Below are 23,478 nucleotides of genomic sequence, written 5' to 3' on the forward strand. Positions count from 1 at the left end.
CACAGCCGCTGTCGAGCGGCAGCACGGCGATGTCCCAGTCGGCCTGTGCAGACTCACAGGCATGGACGATCCCCACAGACCGCCCGCCCGTCGTCGATCCGAGGCGGCTGCCCGCTGATGGGCGCCGACACCTGGATCGCCTTCGGGCTCGTCATCCTCTTCGTGCTCGTCGGCGGGGTCTTCGCGGCCGCCGAGATCGCACTCGTCTCCCTCCGCGAATCCCAGCTGCAGCAGCTCGAACGCCGCGGCCCCCGCGGGATGCGGGTCGCCGAGCTCGGCCGCGACCCCAACCGGTTCCTGTCCGCCGTGCAGATCGGCGTGACCGTCGCCGGGTTCTTCTCCGCCGCGTACGGTGCGTCCTCGATCGCACCCGACGTCGCACCGCTGTTCCAGGGGCTCGGCCTCGAGCAGGGCACGGCCGAAGCCGTCGCGCTGGTGCTGATGACCCTCGTCATCGCGTACCTGTCGCTCGTGTTCGGCGAGCTCGTGCCGAAGCGCCTCGCCCTGCAGCGTGCCGAGGGCTTCTCGATGGCCGTCGCCCCGACCCTGGAGCGCTTCGCGGTGCTGATGCGGCCGGTGATCTGGCTGCTCTCGAAGTCCACCGACACCGTCGTGCGACTGCTCGGCGGCGACCCGAACGCCCGCAGCGAGTCGATGAGCACCGAGGAGCTCCGCGGCCTGGTCGACGAGCACACCGGCGTCGACGAGCAGGGACGCCGGATCGCCCGCAGCGCCCTGGACGCCGGTGACCGCATCCTGCGCGAGTCGATGCGCCCCTGGTACGACGTCTCGACGCTGGATGCCGGCCTCTCCGTCGCCGAAGCCACCGACCAGGCCATCGCGGCCGGGCACACCCGGTACCTCGTGACCTCTGGCGGGCGTGACGAGGTCCAGGGCTTCGTGCACCTCCGTGACCTGCTGCGTCCGATCGACCCCGCCGCCCCCGTCGCCACGCTCGTCCGGCCGGTGCTCGCCCTGCCCGAGACGAAGTCGCTGTCGAGCGCGATCGCGGACATGCGCACCGACGGCCACCAGATCGCCCTGGTGGTCGACGAGTACGGCGGCAGCGCCGGCATGGTCACGCTCGAAGCGCTGCTCGAGGACCTCGTCGGCCGCATCCGCGACGAGTGGGACTCCACCGAGTACGACGAGTCGATGCTGGCCCACGACGGCGTCGACGGGGCCACGGTGCTCGAGGACCTGGCTGCGGACGGCGGCCCGGTCCTGCCCGACGGCGACTACGAGACCGTCGGCGGGCTCGTGCAGGTGCAGCTGGACCGCGTACCCGAGGTCGGTGACGTCGTCCTGGCCGGCGGCCACCGCCTCGAGGTGACCGCCATGGACGGTCACCGCGTCGCGCGGGTGCGCATCGGACCCGACGCCGCGCCCTGACCGCGGCCCCCCAGCGGTCGGGAGGCCCGTGGCGGCCCCGCCACGGGCCTCCCGACCGGCCCTGGTCGCGTCCACCCCGTCGAAGCGACTGAATCCCGCGAACGTTCGGGCACGATCTGTCGCTTTCGCGAACCGGACGGTAGGGCGACCCGCGAAGTGTCGCGTCTGCGCACCGGGGGCTGACGGGTACCGCCCGTGCCTGCCGGACGGACAGCCCGGGCACGTACGCTCGTCGCATGGGTATCGACGTGCGCAACGAGATCCGCGACTTCCTGTCCTCCAGACGGGCGCGGCTCACCCCCGAGCAGGTCGGCATGCCGTCGTTCGGCGGCGGGGTCCGACGCGTGCCCGGGCTGCGTCGGCACGAGGTCGCCATGCTCGCCGGCGTCAGCGTCGACTACTACACGCGACTCGAGCGCGGCTCGCTCAAGGGCGTCTCGGACAGCGTGCTCGAGGGCCTGGCGAGCGCCCTGCAGCTCGACGAGGACGAGCGTGCGCACTTGTGGGACCTCACGCGCCTGGCGAACTCCGGCGCGAAGGTCATGCACCGGAACGTGCCGACCCGCGTGCGCCCCGGCGTGCAGCGGCTGCTCGACGCCATCACCGGCGCACCGGCCTGGGTGCGGAACGAGCGCGGGGACGTCGTCGCGACGAACGAACTCGGCCGTGCGCTCTACGCACCGCTCTTCGCGGGCCCCGGACGCCCGGTGAACACCGCTCGCTTCACCTTCCTCGACCCGGCCGCCCGCGACTTCTTCCCCGACTGGGCGCAGACCGCGAAGGACGCCGTGGCCGTGCTCCGGACCGCCGCGGTGTCGAACCCCTGCGAGCCGGGGCTCATCACGCTCGTCGGTGAGCTCTCCACCCGGAGCGAGGAGTTCCGCGGCTGGTGGGCCGCCCACGACGTCCGGATGCAGCGCACCGGCAAGAAGCGCATCGACCACCCGATCGTGGGGGAGCTGCGGCTGTCCTACGAGGCGCTCGACCTGGTCGCCGACCCCGGCCTGACGCTGTTCTCGTACTCGGCCGAACCGGGCAGCGAGTCCGAGCGGTCGCTCGCGCTGCTCGGCAGCTGGGCCGCGACGGAGCGGGCAGAGCAGTACGCGGCCCTGCGCGAGTCGGAGTCCGAGTCCGAGTCGGTCGACTGACCCGGACCCCGCGGCTTCGTAGGGTGGGGACGTGACGAGGACGACGGACGGCTCAGCCGGGGACGCGGACCACCGGCAGCACCGCCGGCCCGAACCCGCGTTCGCCCGCGCGGTCGCGAAGGCACTCGGCGACGCCCGGACCGTCCTCGACATCGGTGCCGGTTCCCCTTCGTACGCGCCGACCGACCGCGATGTGACCGCCGTGGAGCCCGCCGGAGACCTGCCCTTCGCCGACGACATCTTCGACGCCGCGATGACGACCTTCTCGCTGCACGAGTGGGACGACCTCGAACGCGGGCTCGCCGAGGTGCGTCGCGTGACCCGGGGCCCGATCGTGGTGCTGACGTTCGACCCCGACCGCATCGAGCGCTCCTGGCTCGCCGAGTACGCGCCCGAGGTGCTGGCGGCCGACGCCCGTCGCCACCCCGCACTGCCGCGGATTGCCGACGCGCTGGGCGACGACACCGTGACGAGCACCCCGTTGCCGATCCCGTTCACGTGCGTCGACGGGTTCGCCGAGGCGTACTACGCCCGCCCCGAGCGACTGCTCGACCCCGGCGTGCGCCAGGCGGACCCGACGTGGGGCCTGGTCGACGAGTTCACCGTCCGGCGGTCGGTGGCAGCGCTCCGGACCGCGCTGGAGTCGGGGGAGTGGGACCGGCGGCACGGGTCGTTGCGGATCCGCCCGACGTACGAGGGCTCGGTCGTCCTGGTCACGGCGACGCCGAACCGGCCGCGGACGGACCGGGCGGGCTTGACACCCGGTCGTAGGCTGGTCGGGTGAGCTTCCAGGAGGTGGTCGGCGCCCGTATCGCCGGCATCAGGGCGTGAGGCCCTCGGTCGTGCCCTCGGGTGCGGCCGCCCTCGTCGAACCCTGACCTCCTCCGCCCGGTGCGGTGTGCGTCTGCACGCCCCGGGCCCGCACGAAAGCGATCACCCATGCTCCCCATCGTGGAGAAGACCCTCCGCACGTCCTTCGTCAACGCCTCGCGCAAGGAGGTGTCCGACCTCACGCTGCCCGCCGGCTTCGAGACGCTCGACTGGGACGCGCTCGACTACCTCGGCTGGCGCGACCCGAAGATCGGGCGGCGTGCGTACGCCGTCGTGCCGACCCTGGACGGCGACCTGATCGGCATCCTGTTCCGGCAGGCCGAGGCCTCGCCCCGCTCCCGTGCCCAGTGCTCGTGGTGCCAGGACGTCAAGCTGCCGAACGACGTCGCGTTCTACAGCGCGAAACGGTCCGGGCCGGCCGGACGGAACGGCAACACCGTCGGCACCCTGGTCTGCCAGGACTTCCAGTGCTCGCGGAACGTCCGGAAGCTCCCGCCGCCCGCCTACGAGGGCTACGACGTCGAGGCCGCGCGCCTCCGGCGCATCGAGGACCTGCAGGTCCGGGCCGCGTCCTTCGCCGCCGAGGTCTGAGACGCCGGCGTCCTCGAAGGACGCCGCCGAGTCAGCGAGACGCCGCCGGATTCGGAGGCGTCTCGCGCTGACGCCGGCGTCTCGCGTCCGCAAACGCGACTGACGACGGACGGGAGGCCCGTGACGGATCCGCCACGGGCCTCCAGGCCGTCAACCGGTCGCGTCTACCGACCGATGGTCGACATGTCGGGGTAGCGGTCACCGGTCGGGACCGGCAGCGCCGACAGGCGCGACAGCTGGTCCGCCGTGAGGGTCAGGTCGGCTGCGCCGACGTTCTCCTCGAGGCGGGAGACCCGCTTCGTGCCGGGGATCGGGACGATGTCGTCGCCCTGGGCGAGCAGCCAGGCGAGCGACACCTGCGCCGGGGTGGCGCCAGCCTCGGTCGCGATGTCCTTGACCGCGTCGACGATGCGCATGTTCTGCTCGAACGCCTCCTGCTGGAAGCGCGGGTTCGCCAGGCGGAAGTCGTCGGAGTCCAGGTCGGACGGCTTCGTGATGGCACCCGTCAGGAACCCGCGGCCGAGCGGCGAGTACGGCACCAGGCCGATGCCGAGCTCGCGCAGGGTGTCGAGCACGTCGCCCTCGGGGTCCCGCGTCCACAGCGAGTACTCGCTCTGCAGCGCGGTGATCGGGTGGACGGCGTGGGCCTTGCGGATGGTCTCGGCACCGGCCTCGGACAGTCCGATGTGCCGGATCTTGCCCTCCTGCACGAAGCCGGCGAGCTGGCCGATGACGTCCTCGATCGGGACAGCCGGGTCGACGCGGTGCTGGTAGTAGAGGTCGATGTGGTCCGTGCCGAGGCGCCGGAGTGAGCCCTCGAGCGCCTCGCGCACGGACTCTGGCTTGCTGGAGATCCCGCGCTGCTGCGTCGGCGTCTCTTCACCGGCCTCGTGGTGGTACAGGCCGAACTTGGTCGCGATGACGACGTCGTCGCGGCGGCCCTCGAGCGCGCGGCGCAGGAGTTCCTCGTTCGTGTAGGGGCCGTACGCCTCGGCGGTGTCGAACAGGGTGACGCCGAGGTCGATCGCGCGGTGGATGGTGCGGATCGACTCGTCGTCGTCGGTGCCGGCGCCCGTGTAGAAGGCGCTCATGCCCATGGTTCCGAGGCCGATCGGTCCGACCTCGAGGTCTGCGAGCTTGCGTGTCTGCATGCTGCAGGTCTACTCCCGGTCCCCCTGACGGCGGGAGGCACTGGCTGTACCCGCCTCCGCACCGCTACGCTGCGAGGGACGGGGCAGACGCCCCGGGCTCGGGGGAGTGTCATGGTCATCATCTGGATCGTCATCGCCGTGGTCGTCGTGCTCGGCGCCCTGCTCGTCGTGCTCGAGGTGCAGAACCGCCGTCGGCGGCGAGCGCTCGCGGACCTCGAGGACTTCTCCGACCCCACGGCCGGGTCACGTGCCATGGTCGAGGCCGACGCCGCTCGATCGACGGCCGAAGGGGTGTCGAGGACCGCGCACCCGGGTGGCAGCGCCTCCAGCGGGATGTTCTCCGGCTGACCCACCCGGCCGCTCCGGCGGTTGTCGGAAGCAGCGGGTCCGCGGTGACCAGGGCTACCGGCGCTTCGTGAGGTTCCTCCAAGGTGCTCGCACGATTGCTCCGCGCACTGGTGTGATCAATCCGTGAACCTGTACTTCCGACTGCTCTTGCTGCAGCTGCGGACCCGTCTGCGCGCTCGGGTCGGTGGACGCCGCCGGGCGTCGCTCTGGGACGAGGTCCGGACGCCGTTCCGGGTCGCTCCCACCGACCTCGACCCGCTGCGGCACGTCAACAACGGCAAGTACCTGTCGATGCTCGACCTCGGTCGGCTCGACCTGATGCTCCGCTCCGGGTACTGGGCAGCACTGAGCGAGCACGGCTGGTACCCCGTCGTCTCGGCGCAGACGATCACGTACAAGCGGTCGCTGACGCTCGGGCAGCGGTTCGAGCTCCGCACCCACGTGCTCGGGGTCGACGACCGTGCCGTGTACCTGGAGCAGACGTTCGTGCGGCAGGGTGCCGTGATGGCCCGCGCGGTGGTGCAGGCCCGGTTCCTGCGACGTTCCGGCGGGACGGTGCCGACCGCGGACCTGCTCGAAGCGGCGGGCGGCGCGGACCGCGACCTGACCGTGCCCGACTGGGTGCACGACTGGGCGAGTGCGACCCGGATCAGCAGCAGCTCGGCCTGACCCGCGCTGATCGACGTCGCCGGCCGGTCCTACGATGACCGCATGGACATCGTCGACCTGGTGCTGCCGGACGTCGCCGCGTGGCGCGCCTGGCTCGACGACCACGAGCACGAACCCGACGGCGTGTGGCTCGTCCTCGCCAAGAAGGGCGTCACCGAGCCGACGACGCTGACCTACGACACCGCCCTCGACGAGGCGCTCTGCTCCGGGTGGATCGACGGGCAGCGGCGCGGGCGCGACCACTCCACCTACCGCCAGCGGTTCACCCCGCGCCGGAAGGCCTCGCTGTGGTCGCAGCGGAACCTCGGCCTGGTCGCGGCACTGATCGCCGAGGGGCGGATGCGGGAGCGCGGGCACGCCGAGATCGAGCGCGCCAAGGGTGACGGCCGGTGGGACCGCGCCTACGCCGGATCCGCCACGGCCACGGTGCCCGAGGACCTGCAGGCCGCGCTCGACGCCGCCCCCGCAGCCGCCGCACTGTTCGCCGAGCTCGACGCCACGAACCGGTACGCCGTGCTGCACCGCATCACCACCGCCCCGAACGCCACGGTGCGGACGAACCGGCTCACCAAGCTCGTCGGCGGACTCGAACGCGGCGAGACCCCGTACCCGCGGCCCGCCCGTCCGTAGACCTGCGAACACCGCAAGCGGTCGGGGGACACCGACTCAGGGACCGGCAACGCACCGGGCGTAGACCGGGGACATGACCACAGGCACTGACACCACGAACCGTCCGGCCGCGTCCTCCGGCACCTTCCGCATCGGCGGCGACCTCGAGGTCAACCGGCTCGGCTACGGCACCATGCAGCTCACCGGGCCCGGCGTCTGGGGACCGCCGAAGGACCACGACGAGGCGATCCGCGTCCTCAAGCGCGCCGTCGAGCTCGGCGTGAACTTCTTCGACACCGCCGACTCGTACGGCCCCTACGTCGCCGAGGAGCTCCTCAAGGAGGCCCTGCACCCCTACGGCGACGACGTCGTCATCGCCACGAAGGCCGGCCTCACCCGCACCGGCCCGAACGTCTGGCCGCCCGTCGGCCGCCCCGAGTACCTCCGGCAAGAGGCCGAGATGAGCCTCCGCCGCCTGGGCCTCGAGCGCATCGACCTGTTCCAGCTGCACCGCATCGACCCGAAGGTCCCGCTCGAGGACCAGGTCGGCGAGCTGAAGAAGCTGCAGGACGAGGGCAAGATCCGCCACATCGGCCTGTCCGAGGTCTCCGTCGACGAGGTCAAGGCCGCGCAGGAGATCGCCACGATCGTCTCCGTGCAGAACCTCTACAACCTGCAGAAGCGTGACGCCGAGGAGCTGCTCGACTGGTCCGAGGAGCAGGGCATCGGCTTCATCCCGTGGTTCCCCCTGGCCACGGGTGGCCTGACGGGCGAGGACTCGCCGCTCACCGAGATCGCCGAGCGCAAGGGAGCCACCCCGGCGCAGCTCGCGCTCGCGTGGCTGCTCAAGCGCTCCCCGGTGATGCTGCCGATCCCCGGCACGTCGAGCGTCGCGCACCTGGAGGACAACCTCGCGGGTGCCACCGTCGAGCTGACCGACGACGAGTTCGAGGAGCTGGCGAAGCTGGGTCACTGACCCGACGCGACCAGCAGACGGACGGGAGGCGCGGTGCCAGCTGGCACCGCGCCTCCCGTCCGTTTTCCGCCCTGTTCAGATCCGTGCTTGCGCACGCATACCGGGTATGTGCATACTCAGTATGGCCACGGTGGCCCGAGACAGGGGAAGTGTCATGAGCGTTCGGATGGGCGTACTCGCGCTGCTGGTGGGGGGACCCGGCTACGGGTACCAGCTCCGGGGGGAGTTCGAGCACCGCACCGGCGGGAGCTGGCCGCTGAACATCGGCCAGGTCTACACGACCCTGGACCGCCTGGAACGCGACGGCCTCGTGGCCCGCGGCGACGCCGACGACGACGGACACGTCGTCTACACGGCGACCGACGCGGGTCGGGCCGAGGTGGCCCGCTGGTTCAGCGAGCCCGTGCCGGCCAAGCGCGGCCGCGACGAGCTGGCGATCAAGTTCGCCCTCGCCGTGACCGTGCCCGGGGTCGACGTCGCCCGGCTGGTGCAGGTGCAGCGCGGTGCCGCGATCCGGAACCTGCAGGACCTGACGCGGCTGAAGCGCACGACCGACCCGTCGACGGACCTGGCGTGGTCGCTCGTGCTCGAGTCGATGGTGTTCCAGGCCGAGGCCGAGGTGCGCTGGCTCGACCACGTGGAGTCGAGTGTCGCGCGGTACCGGCCGGACGAACACCCGGCGGCGCCTGCCAGTGCCGACGCCTCCGCTGCCGCTGCCGCTTCCGCTCCCCGGAGCGCGCGGTGACCGCCGCACCGCTCCTGCAGCTCGACGCCGTGAGCGTGCACTACGGCTCCGGCGCGAAGGCCGTCACCGCCCTGGCCGGGATCGACCTGCGGGTCGAGCGCGGCGAGATGGTGGCCGTGATGGGCACCTCGGGGTCGGGCAAGTCGACGCTGCTCGCCTGCGCCGGCACCCTGCTGCCGCCGACGAGCGGTGAGGTGCTGATCGACGGCGCCTTCGTGTCCGACCGTCCCGCCAAGGAGCTCGCAGCGCTGCGGCGCCGGCTCATCGGGTTCGTGTTCCAGGACTTCAACCTGATCCCCTCGCTGACCGCTGTCGAGAACGTGGCACTGCCGCTCGAGCTGGACGGGTGGAAGGCCTCGCAGGCCCGCCGCGCCGCGGAGCTCGCGCTGGACAACGTCGAGCTGTCGCACCGCTCCGACGCCTACCCGGACGACCTGTCCGGCGGCCAGCAGCAGCGCGTCGCGATCGCCCGCGGCGTGGTGGGCGAGCGCCGGCTCGTGCTCGCCGACGAACCGACCGGAGCCCTCGACTCGCAGACCGGCGAGGTCGTGCTCCGCATGCTCCGTCGGCACGTCGACGCCGGAGCCGGCGCCCTCCTGGTGACCCACGACGCCCGGCACGCGGCCTGGGCGGACCGGATCGTGTTCCTGCGCGACGGTCGGGTGGTCGACGAGACCGTGTACTCGGGCGTCGAGGCCGCGCTGACGGACCGGACCGCCTCGTGAGCCGGGGTCGGCGTGCCGGGACCGGCCGGACGCCGTTCGCCCTGAGACCGGCGCTCCGTCTGGGGCGTCGACTGGCGTTCGCGAAGGCGGGCCGCGCGGCACTGATCATCGCGCTCATCGGGATCCCCACCGCCGGGTTCGCCGCCGTCGCCGTCGTCGTGCAGTCCACACAGGCCACCGCAACCGAGCGGCTCGACTACGACCTCGGCCAGGCATCGGCGCAGATGCGGGTGTCCGGCCCGGACCTGCCCGGCATGGTGCAGGACCCCGTCCAGTGGCAGTCCACGGACTCGAAGCGGAACAGCCCCGTCACGAAGTCGGACGAGGACTCCCCGTTCACGAACGTCCTGGCCCACGTGCCCGACGGCGCGCTGTCGATCCCGGTCGGCGGCACACCCGTCGTGGTCCAGGGGCCGAAGGGTCCCGTCGGCCTGACCGCGGTCGAGGGCAGCGTCTGGGACCCGTCGCTCGAGGGCCACTGGCACGTGCTCGACGGTTCCAGGCCGACCACGCGCAGTGAGCTCATGGTCACGCCGGCGACGCTCGACCGCCTCGGGGCGCACATCGGCGACACGGTGGACCTGACCGACCCGGTCACCAAGCGCTTCACGATCACCGGCACCATGACCGACCTGGGGACGGACCCGGGTTCGCAGGGCGTGTTCCTGCCCTGGGGCACGACGCTCTCGACGACCGACACCACCGACGACGTCGGGCTCACCGACGTCACCGTGTACCTGCCGTCGGACGCCCCGACGTGGTCGGAGATCCGGCAGCTCAACGCGCACGGCATCATCGTGCAGTCGCGTCCGGTCGTGCTCGACCCGCCCGACGCCCGGCTCTCCGGTGGGCAGCTGGGCTCGACACTCGGCTGGTACCTCGGGGCGATGGGGTTGCTCGGCGTCTTCGCGATGTTCGAGGTCGCCCTGCTCGCCGGGGCCGCGTTCCTGGTCGGTACCCGGGCGGACACCCGCTCGTACGCCATCGTCACGAGCGTCGGCGGCGACAAGCGGTTCGTCCGCACGATCGTCGCCGGGTCGGGCCTGGTGCTCGGGCTCGTCGGCGCGGTCCTCGGGGTCGCCGCGGGCACCGGGATCGGTGTGCTCGCCTACCGGCTGATCGACAACGGCAACGTGGCGTCGTTCCCCGGGTTGCACGTGCCGCCGCTCCTGCTGCTGTCCATCGCGGCCGCCGGGGTGCTCGCCGGACTCGTCTCCGCGCTCGTCGCCGCACGGTCGGCGACCCGGATCAACGTGCTCGCGGCGCTGCGGGGCTCGCTCCGTCCGGTGCCCGTCAGCCGTCCGGCCCGCCGTCGTCGGCGCATCTGGGGCCCACTGCTCATGGTCCTCGGAGCCGTGATGACGATGGCGTGCGGCGTCGGCGTCCTCATGCTCAACGACCGCCCGGTGCAGCACGACCGGTGGGCCTACGTCGTCGGTGCCGGCGTCGCGATCGGGCCGTGCCTGATGCAGCTCGGCATCGCTATCTGCTCACCGTGGCTGCTCGCCCTGATCACCCGGCTCACCTCGCGGGCCGGTCTGTCCGCCCGGCTCGCCGCCCGCGACGCCCGCCGCAACCCGGTCCGCACGGTACCCGTGCTGGCGAGCGTGATGAGCGTCGTGTTCGTGGCCTCCGTCGTGATCACGTGGAGTGCGTCGAGCCACGCCCAGTACGTCCGTGGGTACGAGTACACGACGGCGGTCGGGGTCGCGACGGCCGAGGTGCAGACCGAGACGAAGGACGGCGGCAGTACCGGTCGCCACGACGCAGAACTGACGGCCCACGCCGCGAAGGTGGTGTCCGGGGTCTTCGACCAGGACCGCATCCGGGTGCTCGGTGTCGCGCAGGAGCAGCCGGGCGACACCCCCTCGACCGTCACGATCCCGCACCGCTGGAGCGCGTACGACTGCCCGGTGAACGACACCAGGAGCTGCTCGTACTACCTGGACACGGCGAGCGTGTCGAGCCCGCACATCTGGACCGGGACCGTGGACGACTACGCCGTGCTCACCGGGCACCGGCCGTCCGCCGCCGTGCGGGACGCGCTCGAGGGCGGCGAGGCCGTGTCGCTCTGGCCCGAGTACGCCCACGACGGTGCGGTCCGCGTCGACACCTTCCACGACCGGACGTGGGAGAGCGACCCCATCACCGAGCGCAGCCGACCGGCGGCCAGCGTCTCGATCCCCGCGGTACTCGACGTGCAGACCCCGCGGATCCAGGTCGGCGTCTTCATGACGAAGGCGACCGCCGAGCAGTACGGCGTGCCCGTGGTCGACGGCATGCTCGTCACGACGCTGCCCCACGACCTCGACCCGGCCCAGGCGGACGAGCTGAGCTCGGCGTGGCAGAGCTTCGGCGGCGACGACCGTGCCCGGTGGAGCGGCCCGTCGTTCATGTACGAAGCCGGCCCGATCGACAACGAGGCGATCATCCGGGCGATCGTGCTCGCACTGGCCGCGGCCGTCACGATCGGTGCGACGGCGGTGGCGATCGGACTCGCACGGTCCGACGGCCGGCGGGACGACGAGGTGCTCGACGCCATCGGTGCCGCACCGCGCCTGCGCCGAGGGGTGTCGACCTGGCAGGCGGCGATCCTGGCCACGGTCGGCTCGGTGATCGGGACGCTCCTCGGACTCCTGCCGATCCGCGCCCTGACCCTGCGCTTCACCGAGAGTCCGGTCGGGGTGAACCACATGCCGTTCGTGCCGGACTGGCCGGTGCTGGCCCTGCTCGCGGTCGGCCTGCCCCTCGTGGTGACGGCCGGGGCCTGGCTGACCTCGCGGGGTCGGCGGCGGGTGGCGGTGCGACGGGCGCACTGACGCGCGCGCTCCGCGAGCACGAGACGGACGGGAGGCCCGTGGCGGCGTCGCCACGGGCCTCCAGTCCGTCAGGGAGTGAGCAGAACGCGACGGGTCGCGTCTCCGGACCCGTCGCGTTCTGCTCACTCGATGCCGATCACGCGAGCTCGGGCAGCGCCTCCGCGTAGGTGCGGAAGTCGCCGCGCTCCGTGTGGATCGCCCACAGGCGGTCGGCGATGGACTCCCCGGAGTGCTCGGGCTGCCCGTCGTCGATGCCGAACGGGATGATGAGCTGGCCGACGTGGACGTCCTCGTCGCGGACGGCGTCGTGCAGCAGCTGCGCGTAGGCGCTCTCGGCCGCGAAGGCGACGGACGTGCCGGTGACGCGGGCGCCCGGTCGGACCGCGCTGCCGCCGTTCACGAACAGGATCGTGCCGTGGCCGATCGCGCGCATGCCGGGCAGCACCTGGCGGACGGCGTTGACCGAGCCGTAGACCGAGAACTCGATCGGGCCGACCAGGTCGTCCGCCGTGGTCTCGAGCACGGGGCGCATGTACTCCTTGGCGGGGAGCGGGCTGTACTGCAGCACCTCGATGGGGCCGAGCTGCTCGGTGGCGCGCTCGAGTGCGGTGCGCAGGGAGTCCCCGTCACGGACGTTCGCGGCGAACCCGGCTGCGGTGTGGCCGCGCTCACGCAGCTCCGCGGCGAGGCCGTCCAGCCGGTCCTGGTTGCGGGAGATCAGGGCGACGGCGAAGCCCTCACGGGCGAAGCGCTCGGCGACGGCGAGGCCGAGGCCCTTGCCGGCCCCGACGATGGCGATGGTGGTCATGCGGTGTACTCCTCGTCGCTCACGTGCTCGAGCCAGGTGGTGGTCGTCGCCGGGTCGGCGGCGGCCTCGAGCATCGCGAGGTGTTCCATGTAGTCGGTGGGGGTCGCGCCGTGCCAGTGTTCCTCGCCGGCAGGCGTGTAGACGGTCTGTCCAGCCTGCACCTCGATGACGCGGCCGTCCCGGGTGCCCATCCGCGCGACGCCCTCGGTGACGTGCAGGGTCTGGCCCCTGGCGTGCGAGTGCCACGCGGTGCGGGCGCCGGGCAGGAACCGGACCTTGGCGACGGTCATCGTCTGACCAGGCTCCTTCGGCGAGGCGATGGCGTCGAGGTACACGTCGCCGGTGAACTGCTCGGGCGGGTTCTTGACGGTCGGCTGCTTCGGTTCGATCTGCATGCCGACGACGATAGGCCGCCGTGCGCACCGTCGGGAGGTGCCGACAGACCCCCTCAGGGGTTTCCCGAACGCAGCGTGTGTGATCGACCCACGACCCCGGGAGGATCATCGTGGACACACCCGCCGGAACGCCCCACAGCCGCCGCCGCTGGTCGGTGGCCGGCCTCGCCGCCGTCGCCGCACTGGCCCTCACCGCCTGCACGAGCGGCGACGGAGCAGAGCGGGACGGATCCGACCGGGACGGTTCGCCGTCGGCGCGCGCGACCGCGCCCGCCGACCTGTCGGCCGGTCAGGTGGCGCTCGACGGTGACACCACCGACGTGGTCACCGGCCTGGAGGCTCCCTGGTCGGTGGTCCTGACGGGTGACGACGGCGACGCACTGGTCAGCGAGCGCGACTCGGCCCGGGTGCTCGAGCTGCGGTCCGACGGCACCACCCGTCAGGTCGGCACCGTCGACGGAGTCAGCCACGGCGGCGAGGGCGGACTGCTCGGGCTCGCGCTGCACGACGACGACCTGTTCGTGTACTCCACGGCCGACGACGGCAACCGGATCCAGCGGTACGAGTTGACGGGGAGCACCGGGTCGTGGGGTCTCGGCGAGGCGACGACGATCATCGACGGGCTGCCGAAGAACACGTTCCACGACGGCGGGCGGATCGCGTTCGGGCCCGACGACATGCTCTACGCGAGCGTCGGGGACGCCGGCGCGAGCACGGACGCGCAGGACGAGGAGTCGCTCGCGGGCAAGATCCTGCGGCTCACCCCGGACGGCGACGTCCCCGCCGACAACCCCATCGACGGGTCACTGGTGTGGAGCCTCGGGCACCGCAACGTGCAGGGCATGGGGTGGTCGTCGGACGGCACGATGTTCGCGTCGGAGTTCGGCGAGAACACGAACGACGAGCTCAACGTGATCGAGCCCGGGTCGAACTACGGCTGGCCCGAGGTCGAGGGCACCGGCGGCGAGGACCAGGGGTTCGTCGACCCCGTGCAGCAGTGGTCCACCGACGAGGCGTCCCCGAGCGGCCTCGCCGTCGTCGACGACACGGTGTTCGTCGCGAACCTGCGGGGCGAGGTGCTCCGTGCGGTCCCGGCCGACGACCCCGGCACGGCGACCGAGTACTTTGCGGGGGACTTCGGCCGCATCCGGACGGTGCTCGAGGGGCCGTCGGACACGCTCTGGTTCGTCACGAACAACACCGACGGCCGCGGGACACCGTCGAGCGGGGACGACCGGATCGTCTCCGTCCCGTTCACGCGCACGTGAAAGGGGTTCCCGCAGCCCCTCGCTCGCGCCGGACGGGGCGAAGTACCGTGACGGCATGAACCACCGCGACGAAGCGCGCGACTTCCTCTCCAGCCGTCGCGCCCGCATCACCCCCGAGCAGGCCGGCGTCGAGACCTTCGGCACACGGCGCCGCGTCACCGGGCTGCGTCGCGAAGAGGTCGCACGCCTGGCCGGCGTCAGCATCGACTACTACACGCGACTCGAGCGCGGGAACCTGCAGGGGGTCTCGGACAGCGTGCTCGACGCCATCGGCCGAGCCCTGCAGCTCGACCCCGCCGAGCAGGAGCACCTGCGCGACCTGTCGCAGCACCAGAACGAGACCCCGCGTCGCGCCGGTCGTGTCGTGCCCGTCGCTGCCGTCCGGCCCGAGCTGCAGTACCTGCTCGACGTCGTCACGGACGCCCCGGCGATGATCATCAACAACCGGCAGGACATCGTCGCCGCGAACGCGCTCGGCTTCGCGATGCACTCGGACCTGGTCGCGGCACCGGCGCGGCCGATGAACTTCTCGCGCTTCATCTTCCTCGACCCCCAAGCGCGGAACTTCTACCAGGACTGGCAGCGGGCCGCGCACACGAACGTCGCGATCCTGCGCCGCGAAGCGGGCCGGACGCCGAACGACAAGGACCTCGCCGCGCTGATCGGCGAGCTGTCGATGCGGAGCGACGACTTCCGCGGCCTCTGGGCAGCGCACGACGTCCGACGCCACTACGCCGGCGTGAAGTCGTTCCGGCACCGCGTCGTGGGGCCGCTCGAACTCCACTTCCAGACGCTCGAACTCGCCGAGGACCCGGGACTCGCGCTCACCATCTACCCGGCGACGCCGGGCAGCCCGACGGCCGACGCCCTGCGGGTGCTGGCTTCGTGGGCGGCGACCGAGGGCATCGCGGAGCGGGCGCGCCAGCTCGCCTGACGCGGTGGTCGCGACCACCGCATCTGCCGGGAGGGACGGGGCGGGCCCGCACCGCGCCTCCAGGCCGCTCGTGGTCGCGTCAGACCTCCGGGATCACCCGGTCGAACCGGCTCGTGTCCGTCCCGTCCGGGTCCGGGCCGATCCCTGCTGACGGGTACCAGCAACCCCTGCTTGCGACACCCGGCCGGCCGTACCGTGGAGGCATGGACACCAGAAGCGAAGTGCGTGACTTCCTCCGCACACGCCGCGAGCGGGTCACACCGCAGCAGGTCGGTCTGCCCGACTTCGGTGGGGTCCGCCGCGTCAAGGGACTGCGGCGCGAAGAGCTCGCACTGGTCGCGGGGATGAGCGTCGACTACTACGTCCGGCTCGAGCGCGGGAACCTGACCGGGGTCTCCGAGAGCGTCCTCGAGTCGTTGTCCCGTGCGCTGCGTCTCGACGATGCCGAGCACGCGCACCTGTTCGACCTGGCCCGTCTGCAGAACGCTTCGGGTGCCTCGCGCCGGACGATCCCGACGTCGAAGGTCCGGCCGAACGTGCAGCGGGTGCTCGACTCGATCAGCGCCCCGGCCTGGGTCCGCAACGGCCGGTTCGACTTCCTCGCCGGCAACACACTCGCCCGCGCGGTGTACTCGCCGCTGTTCCTGTCGCCCTCCGGCACCCCGAACACCGCGCGTTTCGCGTTCCTCGACCCGCGCGGTCAGCAGTTCTGGCGAGACTGGGACTCGGTCGCCGGCGACGTGGTCGCCGCCCTGCGCGCCGAGGCGGCCCGCTCGCCGTACGACAAGGGACTGACCGACCTGATCGGGGAGCTCTCCACCCGCAGTGACGAGTTCCGGCGGCGATGGGCCGCACACGACGTGATGCGGCACCGGAGCGGTGTGAAGCGCGTGCACCACCCGGACGTGGGCGACATCGACATGAGCTACGAGACGATGGAGCTCGTCACGGACTCGGGGCTGACCATGGTCGTGTACGGCACCGAGCCCGGGTCGGCGTCCGAGGAACGGCTGCAGCTGCTGGCGAACCTCGCGGCGACGAGCGCGACCGGTGCGACGAGTGCGGCGGCTGCGTCGACCGCTTCCGTCGCCGGTGCTGCTTCCGTCGCTGGTGCTGCTGCTGCCGGGGAGGACGCGTGAACGAGACCGAGTCCGTCGAGACCGTCGTCCCGGCTCCGCCGACCGGGTTCCTCGGCCGACTGCGGCTCCGGTGGCGTGCCGAGCAGGAGATCCACGAGCTCACCCGCGACCGTGAACTCGAGGAGCGGGTCCGAGCCGAGGCAGCGGTGCGGCTCGCGCCCGGGCCGTGGCACCTGGGGGAGCTGTTCCGGCGACGGTGACGGCTGAGGGGGGAGGACAGCACCTGTCACGGCTCCGCGGTCGGCCCTAGCGTCGAGGACATGACCTTCGCCGACACCGACCCCGAGTTCGCCCGGTACCACGCCGACTTCGTGGACGAGACCCTGCGGAACGCATCACTCAGCGAGCACGACCGCGTGGTCGTCCAGCTCGGTGCGACGATCGCGGCCGGGGCGCCGACGGCGTTCCGCGATCTGCTGGACGAGGCCCTCGACGGCCCGCTCTCGCCCACCGAGGCGAAGGAGATCGTCTACCAGGCCGTGGCCTACGTCGGTTCCGCACGCGTCGGCGACTTCCTGACGATCACCAACACCGTGCTGGTCGCCCGCGGGGTCACCCTGCCGTTGGCCGGACAGTCGACGACGACCCCGGCGGACCGACTCGAGCGCGGCCGAGCGGTGCAGGGCTCCGTCGTCGGTGCGGACCGCGTCGACGCGATGTACGAGAACGCCCCCGCGGACGCCGTGCACTTCCAGCGGTTCCTGTCCGGCAACTGCTTCGGGGACACCGTCGGCCGGGACGGGCTGTCGCTGCCCACCCGTGAACTCCTGACCTTCGCGCTGCTCGCGGCGCTCGGCGGGGCCGACGCCCAGGTGCAGGGGCACGTGGCCGGCAACCTGAACGTCGGGAACACCCGCCAGCAGATGCTGGACGTCCTGACCGTGCTCGTCCCGCTCATCGGCTACCCGCGCACGTTGAACGCCCTGGCCGCCGTGAACGAGGGAGCACCCGCAGCATGACCACCGACCACTCGATGTCGACCGGCCGGACCCTGCTGTTCGCCGTCGCCGGGGGAGCGGCGGTGGGCAACCTGTACTGGTCGCAGCCGCTGCTCGACGACATCGCATCGTCGCTCGGCACCTCGGCGTCACTCGCCGGGCTGCTCGTCACGCTGACCCAGGTCGGCTACGCCCTCGGCATCCTGCTCGTCGTGCCACTCGGGGACGTCCTCGACCGCCGGCGCCTCATCCCCTGGGTGCTCGTCGCCTCCGCCGTCGCGCTGCTGCTCGCCGCGATCGCTCCGACCTTCGCGGCGCTCCTGGTCGCCCTGGCACTGGTCGGGCTGACCACGGTCGCCGGGCAGCTCCTCATCCCGCTTGCCGGGGACCTCGCGGACCCCGCGCAGCGCGGACGTGTCGTCGGCACGATCGCCTCCGGGGTGCTCACCGGCATCCTGGTGTCGCGGACGATCAGCGGCCTGGTCGCGGACGCGTTCGGGTGGCGTGCGATCTACGTCCTCGCCGCCGTCGTCGCGGTCGTCCTCGCCCTGCTGCTGCGGCGGGCCATCCCGGAGCTCGACGCCCGCGGCAAGGTGGCGTACCCGCAGCTCATCCTGTCGGTGTTCCGTGCAGTCCGGACCCACCGGACCGTGCAGGTCACGCTCGTGATGAGCTCGTCGGTGTTCGCCGTGTTCACGATGTTCTGGACCGCCCTGACGTTCCTGCTGAGCAGCGACCCCTACGACTTCTCCACCAGCAGCATCGGGCTGGTCGGCCTGGTGGGGCTCGCGGGCGCCGTGGCGGCGCAGCGGGTCGGGCGACTGCACGACCGGGGACTGTCGGTACCGGTCACCGGGGGAGCGATCGTGCTCCTGCTCGTCTCCCTGGTCGTCGCCGGGATCGGTGCGCACTCGATCGTCGTGGTGCTGCTCGCCGTGCTGCTGCTCGACGTCGCCGTGCAGGCCGCGAACGTGCTCAACCAGACCCGGCTCTTCTCGGTGGACCCGGCCGCGCGGAGCCGGCTCAACACGGCGTTCGTCACCTCGAACTTCATCGGCGGGGCGATCGGCTCCGCGCTGGCGTCGGTGCTGTGGAACGCCGGGGGCTGGACGGCGGTCACGATCGGCGCCGCGGTGCTGGCGGGGTTCGCCGCGACGGTCTGGGTCGTGCACCGGAACCGCGGGCTCGTGGTCGAGCCGGAGCGGGCCTGAGTCAGATCGCCAACTCGACGTCACGGCCGTTGACCGTGACGATGATGCGTGGGTTCTCGGCACCGGTCGCGGTGATGTAGCTCCGGAGGGTGGAGAGCAACATGTCCTCGCGCCGTTCCATCTGCGACACCGCCCCCTGACTGATGCCGAGCTCGTGTGCGATCTCGGCCTGCGTGCGCTTCCCCGCTTCACGCACCATCGCCAGGCTCATCGCGTGGACTCGGTCGAGGTCGTCGGCCTCGGTCTCGAGCGCGGCAACGGCGTCCGCGATGTCCGGCTGTCTCAGGAGACGCTCGACGCGGTCGTTCCCGCGGACGAAGTCCTTCTTGCCCATCATCGTTCCTTCGCTCCGCGTCGTTCCTTCAGCAATATTAGCTGAAGCTGATGCGCAGCCCAGGGCGGGGACCACGGGGCTCAGCGGACCAGGGGGTTCGCGACCTCGAGCTCACCGTGGTCGACGAGCCAGCGCACGGCGTCCAGCACGGTCTCCTCGGCGGTGAACGCCGGTGCGTAGCCGAGAAGACGACTCGCCTTCTCGGTGCTGAAGACCTGGCTGCGGGACAGGTGCTCCCAGCTGGCGTCAGCGTGCTCTGGAGCCGTGGTCTCGCGGAACCGGTCCCACGTGACGGGGTCGAGCCGGGCCTCCTGGCCGAACCACGACGCTGCCAGGTGGGCATACCCGCGCGCGGTGAGCGCCGTCGGAGCCGTGACGAAGAAGTCCTCGCCCGCCGCCGCATCGCGGTGCTCGACCGCGAGCTGGAACGCCTGCGCGACGTCGTCGGCGTGCACGTGTGCCATCGTCTCGGCGCCGAGCCCGGGGACCTCGAGCGGTTCGCCGGCGGACAGCTTCGTCAGCACCGACGTGTCGAGGTTGCCGAGCGGACCGATCGGCGTCCAGCCCGGACCGCTGATGTGCCCGGGGTGTAGCGACGTCGTGACCAAACCGCCTGATGCGGTTTCTTCCTTGAGCATCCGGGCGATGGCGTCCTTCTGGACGCCGTAGTCACCGAACGGCGGGGTCGCGTTCTGCTCGGTGATCGGCAGCACGTGCGACGCCCCCGCACGCCAGATCGAGCCGCAGTGCACCAGGTGCGTACCGGTACCGCGGAGCGCGTCGACCAGCGCTGCGGCGGAGGACTCGGTGAAGCAGACGAGGTCGACGACGGCGTCGGCACCGAGCGCGGCGATGCGGCTGCCGAAGGTGCCGTCGCGGTCCTCCTGCTCGCGGTCGGCGGTGATCCGCTCGACCTGCTGCCACTCCGGGGCGTCGGCGTACGGGGTGCTCGTGCCGCGGGTGACGGCGACGACCCGGTGACCCGAGCGGACGAGACGGGGGACGAGGAACGAGCCGATGTGGCCGGTGGCTCCGATGACGACGATGTGCATGGGGGCCACCGTAGGCCGAGGCGTGCGGATCGTGAGCAGGAATGGTCGGGTGCGGCGGTGCGACCCGACCGTTCTTGCTCACGAAACGCGCCCGCGGCGTGCGCGGCGCCCACGGCGAGCAAGCGCAGCGCGCCCGCCGCGCACGAGCGGAACGCTCAGTCGGCGGTGATGACCTTCACGGAACCGGCGATGGTCGCGGCGTCCTCGGCGAGCGCGACGACGGGGTCGGGCAGGCCCGCACCCCCGAGGGCCTTGCGAGCACCCCAGCCGACGAAGCTGCCGACGAGGGCACCGACGCCACCGAGGATCGCGCCCTCGATGCGCAGGTCGCGCTTGCCGGTGGTGCCGAGGGCGGCACCGGCGAGGGCACCGGACGCGACCCGTCCGAGCAGTGCCGAGGGGGCGATGCGGTTCGGGGTCTTCGGCAGCTTGTCGCCGATGAGCTCACCGATGGCGGAGGCCACGAGCAGCCCACGGCCGACCGGGGTGCTGAAGACCTTCCACTGCTGCCACGAACCCTTCAGCGAGGACCGGTCGTGGTTCAGTGCGAGGACGGCGAGCGGGGTGGCGCTCCGGCCGCCGCTCATGATGCCGAGGACCAGGGTGCGGACCAGGGTGTGCTGCTCGTGCTGCTTGCTCATCGTGACTCCTGTCGTGTTGCCCCCGACGGTACGCACGGTGACCTCGGGTGTTCCGAGCATCGCGGGCGACGGGCGGACGTCGGGCGTTCCCCGGGCGTTCCCCGGGCACGGAGCCGCCCCGAGTAGCGTCCGGCCCATGAGCAACGTCATCGTCTTCGGCGGCCACGGCAAGGTCGCACTCCTCGCCACCCGCATCCTGTCCGAGCGCGGACACACGGTCACCTCCGTCATCCGGAACGCCGAGCAGTCCGACGAGATCCGAGCGCACGGCGGCGAACCGCTCGTCGCGGACATCCAGCAGCAGTCCCTGAACGACTTCGCCGAACTCGTCCGCGGGCACGACGCCGTGGTGTGGTCGGCCGGTGCCGGTGGCGGATCCGTCGACCGGACCTGGGCGATCGACCGCGACGCTGCGGTGCTGTCGATCCAGGGCGCGAAGCAGGCCGGCGTCGACCGCTACGTGATGGTGTCGTTCTCGGGCTCGCAGCTCGACCACGGCGTCCCGCAGGACCAGGACTTCTTCGCGTACGCGCAGTCGAAGATGATCGCCGACGCCGTGCTCCGCGACTCGGGGCTGCAGTGGACGATCGTCGCCCCGAGCACCCTGACCGACGACGAGCCGACCGGCTCCGTCGACTGGGACGGCTCGTCGACCCAGGTGCCGCGCGGTGACGTGGCGCACGTGGTCGCCGACGTGGTCGAGAACTCCGGCACGGCAGGCAACACGTTCCGGTTCAACACGGGGTCGACTCCGGTGGCGGAGTTCCTGCGCGCCGACGCGGTCTGACCAAGACCGACTGCGCCGACGCGGTCTGACCGAGACCCACAGACGGACGGGGTCGCGGCGGTTCTCCGCCACGACCCCGTCCGTGTCCCTGCAGAACGTCGAGCTCAGTAGAGCGTCGAGATGCCCGTCATGTCGCCACGGCCGAGCGTGCGGCCGTCGAGCTCGCAGTAGCCGCCGGACGGCTCCATGACCTGGCCTGTGCCGGTCTTCACGTGGTCGAGGCCGTACAGGTGGCCCCACTCGTGCGTGGCGACGACCTGGGTGTCGAAGCGCGCACCCGAGCAGGTGGCCGTCGAGCTCCACTTGAAGCCGGTGGCGTAGCGTTGGTCGGCCTCGCGGGCGTTGCCGTTGCCGTCGAACCAGACGCACGTCACGCCGAGGGTCCCGGTCGGGAGCTTGCCCCAGCCCATCACGTTGTAGCCGTTGTTCCGCGAGCAGCCGCCCTGGTCGGTGAGGTTGGGCTTCTGGGTCGCGAGGCGCAGGTAGTCGTTCTTCGCCGTCGACGTGACGGTCCGGTCACACGCCGAGATCGTGCCGTTCCAGGCGTTCGCCCCCTTGCGCAGGGCGTCCTTGGCGTACGTCGACTTCTGCCCGGTCTGGTTGTAGTACCACTTGACCGTGCTCGGCCAGGTGTAGCCGGACGCCTTGTACGCCGTGCTCGTGCACTTCGTGGTCGCAGCGGTCGTCGCGGCGGGGGCGGCCTGTGCCGTCGCGGCCTGGCTCTGCGCACGCTCCTGCTGGACGGCGGGGGCCGAACCGGTCCAGGCCTCGTCGACGCGGACGGCGACACCGGCGGAGCCGTTGTTCGCGATGAGGACGTCGGCGAGCTCGGGCGCCCCGGGGGCGGCCGAGCTGCTCGCCATGACGCTCTCACCCGGCGCGGGGAGCGCGAAGGTGCGGCCGTCGGGCGTCACGACCGTGCCGGAGGTCGCCGTGCAACCGCTCTCGAGCGTCTGCACCGACAGCGTCCCGGGGGCGCAGCTCGTGCCGGCCCCCGGGCTCGCCGCCTGGGCGGGTGCTGCGGTGATGGTGAGGCCGGCGAGGATCGCGACGATCGCCCCGGTGCTCAGCGCGTTCCTGACAGGACGCATGGTTCCCTTCCAGCGGCAGGCGACGTGCCCCCCGCTCCTGATCGGGGTCCATGCTCGCCGATGACCACGCAGCGGGTCCAGGACTGCGCTGCGGGGACACGCCCCCAGTCAGGGGCGGCGCTCAGGCCATCTGTGCGTAGAAGCGCTCCGGTGCATCGGCCAGCGACGCCTTCACCATCCGGCTCCAGTCGTCGACGAGCACCTCGGCCACGCCACGCTCCACACCGTCGAGTGCCGCACGGGCCACGTCCGTCGGGTCCGTCTTCGGGCCGTCGTAGTCGCCCATCATGTCGGTGTCGGCCGCACCGAGGTGGAGTCCCTGCACGCTGATGCCCCGGTCGGCGAGCTCCAGGCGGACGGCGTTCGTCATGTTCCACTCGGCCGCCTTCGCCGCGGCGTAGCCACCCGCGCCGGGCGCCGCGAACCACGACAGGGCCGACAGCACGTTGACGATCGCGCCGCCGCCGTTCCGCTCGATCACCGGTGCGAAGGCGCGGATCATCGACAGGCTGCCCCAGAAGTGCGTGTCCATGGCCTTCCGGACGATGGTCAGGTCGTCGGTCACCAGGGAGCCCTGCGTCGAGATGCCGGCGTTGTTCACGAGCAGCGTCACGTCCCCCGCGGCTGCGGCCACCGCGTCGACGGAGGCCTGGTCGGTGATGTCGAGGGGCAGCGCGACGACGCCCTCGACGTCGACGAGTTCGGGTCGGCGTGCGGTCGCGTAGACCTTCGACGCTCCGCGCTCCAGCAGCTCCAGGGCGAAGCGGCGTCCGATGCCGCGGTTCGAGCCGGTGACGAGTGCGACCGATCCAGCGATGTCCATGGTGTCTCCTCCTGCCGCGCGGGTGTCTCCCGCAGCGGCTCGGCTACGCTAAG

Annotated in this window: 26 protein-coding genes; 18 read left to right on the plus strand and 8 right to left on the minus strand. The window is 71.9% G+C overall.

From position 1 onward, the window contains the following. Positions 1 to 117 precede the first annotated feature (117 nt). From DEJ03_RS15550 to DEJ03_RS15565, 4 genes are all read left to right on the plus strand, one after another. Positions 118 to 1,392: a hemolysin family protein gene (locus DEJ03_RS15550; RefSeq protein ID WP_110865320.1), complete on the plus strand. Its 1,275-nt coding sequence runs from the start codon at positions 118 to 120 to the stop codon at positions 1,390 to 1,392. Positions 1,393 to 1,628: 236 nt separating this feature from the next. Then, entirely contained in the window at positions 1,629 to 2,540 is a 912-nt protein-coding gene (locus DEJ03_RS15555; protein ID WP_071406260.1) for a helix-turn-helix transcriptional regulator, read from the plus strand. A 31-nt stretch (positions 2,541 to 2,571) separates the two neighbouring features. Next, the gene (locus DEJ03_RS15560) at positions 2,572 to 3,324 is read left to right on the plus strand and encodes a class I SAM-dependent methyltransferase (RefSeq protein WP_110865321.1); all 753 of its coding nucleotides are present in this window, start codon (positions 2,572 to 2,574) and stop codon (positions 3,322 to 3,324) included. Positions 3,325 to 3,479: 155 nt separating this feature from the next. Further along, a complete protein-coding gene (locus DEJ03_RS15565; RefSeq protein WP_110865322.1) occupies positions 3,480 to 3,962 on the plus strand; it encodes an FBP domain-containing protein in 483 nt (160 codons plus the stop codon). A gap of 164 nt (positions 3,963 to 4,126) precedes the next feature. Here the strand turns inward: DEJ03_RS15565 and DEJ03_RS15570 are convergent, their stop codons facing one another. Next, positions 4,127 to 5,113 (minus strand): aldo/keto reductase, encoded by a 987-nt coding sequence (locus DEJ03_RS15570; protein ID WP_110865323.1) that lies wholly within the window; start codon positions 5,111 to 5,113, stop codon positions 4,127 to 4,129. Between the two features lie 111 nt (positions 5,114 to 5,224). Between DEJ03_RS15570 and DEJ03_RS15575 the strand changes: the two genes are divergently transcribed. From DEJ03_RS15575 to DEJ03_RS15605, 7 genes are all read left to right on the plus strand, one after another. Next, on the plus strand, positions 5,225 to 5,461 hold the full coding sequence (locus DEJ03_RS15575) for a hypothetical protein (protein WP_110865324.1): 237 nt from the start codon (positions 5,225 to 5,227) through the stop codon (positions 5,459 to 5,461). 123 nt (positions 5,462 to 5,584) lie between these two features. Next, positions 5,585 to 6,130, plus strand: coding sequence for an acyl-CoA thioesterase (locus DEJ03_RS15580; RefSeq protein WP_110865325.1), 546 nt, complete (start codon positions 5,585 to 5,587; stop codon positions 6,128 to 6,130). A 42-nt stretch (positions 6,131 to 6,172) separates the two neighbouring features. After that, positions 6,173 to 6,760: a YdeI family protein gene (locus DEJ03_RS15585; protein ID WP_110865326.1), complete on the plus strand. Its 588-nt coding sequence runs from the start codon at positions 6,173 to 6,175 to the stop codon at positions 6,758 to 6,760. A gap of 73 nt (positions 6,761 to 6,833) precedes the next feature. Continuing rightward, positions 6,834 to 7,715 carry an aldo/keto reductase gene (locus tag DEJ03_RS15590; RefSeq protein ID WP_027466858.1) on the plus strand — a complete coding sequence of 294 codons (882 nt, stop codon included), beginning with the start codon at positions 6,834 to 6,836 and terminating at the stop codon, positions 7,713 to 7,715. Positions 7,716 to 7,869: 154 nt separating this feature from the next. Beyond that, positions 7,870 to 8,460, plus strand: a complete 591-nt coding sequence (locus DEJ03_RS15595; RefSeq protein WP_258370876.1) for a PadR family transcriptional regulator — start codon at positions 7,870 to 7,872, stop codon at positions 8,458 to 8,460. Continuing rightward, positions 8,457 to 9,185: an ABC transporter ATP-binding protein gene (locus DEJ03_RS15600; RefSeq protein ID WP_071404089.1), complete on the plus strand. Its 729-nt coding sequence runs from the start codon at positions 8,457 to 8,459 to the stop codon at positions 9,183 to 9,185. Before DEJ03_RS15595 ends, DEJ03_RS15600 begins: the two co-directional genes overlap by 4 nt. Then, positions 9,182 to 12,004, plus strand: a complete 2,823-nt coding sequence (locus DEJ03_RS15605) for an ABC transporter permease (RefSeq protein WP_110865328.1) — start codon at positions 9,182 to 9,184, stop codon at positions 12,002 to 12,004. Before DEJ03_RS15600 ends, DEJ03_RS15605 begins: the two co-directional genes overlap by 4 nt. 136 nt (positions 12,005 to 12,140) lie before the next feature. Here the strand turns inward: DEJ03_RS15605 and DEJ03_RS15610 are convergent, their stop codons facing one another. Together DEJ03_RS15610 and DEJ03_RS15615 are read right to left on the minus strand one after the other, a co-directional pair. Beyond that, a complete protein-coding gene (locus DEJ03_RS15610; protein WP_027466861.1) occupies positions 12,141 to 12,812 on the minus strand; it encodes an SDR family oxidoreductase in 672 nt (223 codons plus the stop codon). Beyond that, complete coding sequence (locus DEJ03_RS15615; RefSeq protein ID WP_110865329.1) at positions 12,809 to 13,207, minus strand: cupin domain-containing protein; 399 nt, start codon at positions 13,205 to 13,207, stop codon at positions 12,809 to 12,811. The genes DEJ03_RS15610 and DEJ03_RS15615 overlap by 4 nt, the downstream gene beginning before the upstream one ends. 110 nt (positions 13,208 to 13,317) lie before the next feature. Between DEJ03_RS15615 and DEJ03_RS15620 the strand changes: the two genes are divergently transcribed. From DEJ03_RS15620 to DEJ03_RS15645, 6 genes are all read left to right on the plus strand, one after another. Then, the gene (locus tag DEJ03_RS15620; RefSeq protein WP_110865330.1) at positions 13,318 to 14,475 is read left to right on the plus strand and encodes a sorbosone dehydrogenase family protein; all 1,158 of its coding nucleotides are present in this window, start codon (positions 13,318 to 13,320) and stop codon (positions 14,473 to 14,475) included. A 55-nt stretch (positions 14,476 to 14,530) separates the two neighbouring features. Further along, entirely contained in the window at positions 14,531 to 15,409 is an 879-nt protein-coding gene (locus DEJ03_RS15625; protein WP_110865331.1) for a helix-turn-helix transcriptional regulator, read from the plus strand. 203 nt (positions 15,410 to 15,612) lie between these two features. Continuing rightward, positions 15,613 to 16,548 (plus strand): helix-turn-helix transcriptional regulator, encoded by a 936-nt coding sequence (locus DEJ03_RS15630; RefSeq protein WP_181422754.1) that lies wholly within the window; start codon positions 15,613 to 15,615, stop codon positions 16,546 to 16,548. Then, positions 16,545 to 16,748: a hypothetical protein gene (locus DEJ03_RS15635; protein WP_110865333.1), complete on the plus strand. Its 204-nt coding sequence runs from the start codon at positions 16,545 to 16,547 to the stop codon at positions 16,746 to 16,748. Before DEJ03_RS15630 ends, DEJ03_RS15635 begins: the two co-directional genes overlap by 4 nt. 60 nt (positions 16,749 to 16,808) lie before the next feature. Beyond that, positions 16,809 to 17,507, plus strand: a complete 699-nt coding sequence (locus DEJ03_RS15640; protein ID WP_110865334.1) for a carboxymuconolactone decarboxylase family protein — start codon at positions 16,809 to 16,811, stop codon at positions 17,505 to 17,507. Further along, entirely contained in the window at positions 17,504 to 18,697 is a 1,194-nt protein-coding gene (locus DEJ03_RS15645) for an MFS transporter (protein WP_110865335.1), read from the plus strand. The genes DEJ03_RS15640 and DEJ03_RS15645 overlap by 4 nt, the downstream gene beginning before the upstream one ends. A gap of 1 nt (position 18,698) precedes the next feature. Here DEJ03_RS15645 and DEJ03_RS15650 read toward each other — a convergent pair whose 3' ends face one another. The 3 genes from DEJ03_RS15650 to DEJ03_RS15660 form a co-directional block, all read right to left on the minus strand. Then, positions 18,699 to 19,031 carry a sigma factor-like helix-turn-helix DNA-binding protein gene (locus DEJ03_RS15650; RefSeq protein ID WP_206647601.1) on the minus strand — a complete coding sequence of 111 codons (333 nt, stop codon included), beginning with the start codon at positions 19,029 to 19,031 and terminating at the stop codon, positions 18,699 to 18,701. Between the two features lie 80 nt (positions 19,032 to 19,111). Further along, on the minus strand, positions 19,112 to 20,083 hold the full coding sequence (locus DEJ03_RS15655; RefSeq protein ID WP_110865337.1) for an NAD(P)-dependent oxidoreductase: 972 nt from the start codon (positions 20,081 to 20,083) through the stop codon (positions 19,112 to 19,114). 155 nt (positions 20,084 to 20,238) lie between these two features. Then, positions 20,239 to 20,724, minus strand: a complete 486-nt coding sequence (locus DEJ03_RS15660; protein WP_163342984.1) for a DUF4126 family protein — start codon at positions 20,722 to 20,724, stop codon at positions 20,239 to 20,241. Positions 20,725 to 20,860: 136 nt separating this feature from the next. Here DEJ03_RS15660 and DEJ03_RS15665 point away from each other — a divergent pair, with 136 nt between their 5' ends. Continuing rightward, entirely contained in the window at positions 20,861 to 21,511 is a 651-nt protein-coding gene (locus DEJ03_RS15665; RefSeq protein WP_110865338.1) for an NAD(P)H-binding protein, read from the plus strand. 104 nt (positions 21,512 to 21,615) lie between these two features. On the opposite strand, the gene DEJ03_RS15670 is transcribed toward DEJ03_RS15665, so the two are convergent. Next, positions 21,616 to 22,602 carry a matrixin family metalloprotease gene (locus DEJ03_RS15670; protein ID WP_110865339.1) on the minus strand — a complete coding sequence of 329 codons (987 nt, stop codon included), beginning with the start codon at positions 22,600 to 22,602 and terminating at the stop codon, positions 21,616 to 21,618. Positions 22,603 to 22,723: 121 nt separating this feature from the next. Next, the gene (locus DEJ03_RS15675) at positions 22,724 to 23,425 is read right to left on the minus strand and encodes an SDR family oxidoreductase (protein WP_110865340.1); all 702 of its coding nucleotides are present in this window, start codon (positions 23,423 to 23,425) and stop codon (positions 22,724 to 22,726) included. Positions 23,426 to 23,478 lie beyond the last annotated feature (53 nt).

Source organism: Curtobacterium sp. MCLR17_043, from assembly GCF_003224215.1.
Taxonomy (GTDB): Bacteria; Actinomycetota; Actinomycetes; order Actinomycetales; family Microbacteriaceae; genus Curtobacterium; species Curtobacterium flaccumfaciens.

What these genes read in the sequence shown, in the direction of transcription:
- DEJ03_RS15630 (WP_181422754.1), top strand. Translation starts at nt 15,613, where the DNA reads ATGGACACCAGAAGCGAAGTGCGTGACTTCCTCCGCACACGCCGCGAG.
- DEJ03_RS15645 (WP_110865335.1), top strand. Translation starts at nt 17,504, where the DNA reads ATGACCACCGACCACTCGATGTCGACCGGCCGGACCCTGCTGTTCGCC.
- DEJ03_RS15590 (WP_027466858.1), top strand. Translation starts at nt 6,834, where the DNA reads ATGACCACAGGCACTGACACCACGAACCGTCCGGCCGCGTCCTCCGGC.
- DEJ03_RS15670 (WP_110865339.1), bottom strand. Translation starts at nt 22,602, where the DNA reads ATGCGTCCTGTCAGGAACGCGCTGAGCACCGGGGCGATCGTCGCGATC.
- DEJ03_RS15550 (WP_110865320.1), top strand. Translation starts at nt 118, where the DNA reads ATGGGCGCCGACACCTGGATCGCCTTCGGGCTCGTCATCCTCTTCGTG.
- DEJ03_RS15585 (WP_110865326.1), top strand. Translation starts at nt 6,173, where the DNA reads ATGGACATCGTCGACCTGGTGCTGCCGGACGTCGCCGCGTGGCGCGCC.
- DEJ03_RS15610 (WP_027466861.1), bottom strand. Translation starts at nt 12,812, where the DNA reads ATGACCACCATCGCCATCGTCGGGGCCGGCAAGGGCCTCGGCCTCGCC.
- DEJ03_RS15625 (WP_110865331.1), top strand. Translation starts at nt 14,531, where the DNA reads ATGAACCACCGCGACGAAGCGCGCGACTTCCTCTCCAGCCGTCGCGCC.
- DEJ03_RS15675 (WP_110865340.1), bottom strand. Translation starts at nt 23,425, where the DNA reads ATGGACATCGCTGGATCGGTCGCACTCGTCACCGGCTCGAACCGCGGC.
- DEJ03_RS15655 (WP_110865337.1), bottom strand. Translation starts at nt 20,083, where the DNA reads ATGCACATCGTCGTCATCGGAGCCACCGGCCACATCGGCTCGTTCCTC.
- DEJ03_RS15555 (WP_071406260.1), top strand. Translation starts at nt 1,629, where the DNA reads ATGGGTATCGACGTGCGCAACGAGATCCGCGACTTCCTGTCCTCCAGA.
- DEJ03_RS15660 (WP_163342984.1), bottom strand. Translation starts at nt 20,724, where the DNA reads ATGAGCAAGCAGCACGAGCAGCACACCCTGGTCCGCACCCTGGTCCTC.
- DEJ03_RS15615 (WP_110865329.1), bottom strand. Translation starts at nt 13,207, where the DNA reads ATGCAGATCGAACCGAAGCAGCCGACCGTCAAGAACCCGCCCGAGCAG.
- DEJ03_RS15595 (WP_258370876.1), top strand. Translation starts at nt 7,870, where the DNA reads ATGAGCGTTCGGATGGGCGTACTCGCGCTGCTGGTGGGGGGACCCGGC.
- DEJ03_RS15665 (WP_110865338.1), top strand. Translation starts at nt 20,861, where the DNA reads ATGAGCAACGTCATCGTCTTCGGCGGCCACGGCAAGGTCGCACTCCTC.
- DEJ03_RS15565 (WP_110865322.1), top strand. Translation starts at nt 3,480, where the DNA reads ATGCTCCCCATCGTGGAGAAGACCCTCCGCACGTCCTTCGTCAACGCC.
- DEJ03_RS15650 (WP_206647601.1), bottom strand. Translation starts at nt 19,031, where the DNA reads ATGGGCAAGAAGGACTTCGTCCGCGGGAACGACCGCGTCGAGCGTCTC.
- DEJ03_RS15640 (WP_110865334.1), top strand. Translation starts at nt 16,809, where the DNA reads ATGACCTTCGCCGACACCGACCCCGAGTTCGCCCGGTACCACGCCGAC.
- DEJ03_RS15575 (WP_110865324.1), top strand. Translation starts at nt 5,225, where the DNA reads ATGGTCATCATCTGGATCGTCATCGCCGTGGTCGTCGTGCTCGGCGCC.
- DEJ03_RS15570 (WP_110865323.1), bottom strand. Translation starts at nt 5,113, where the DNA reads ATGCAGACACGCAAGCTCGCAGACCTCGAGGTCGGACCGATCGGCCTC.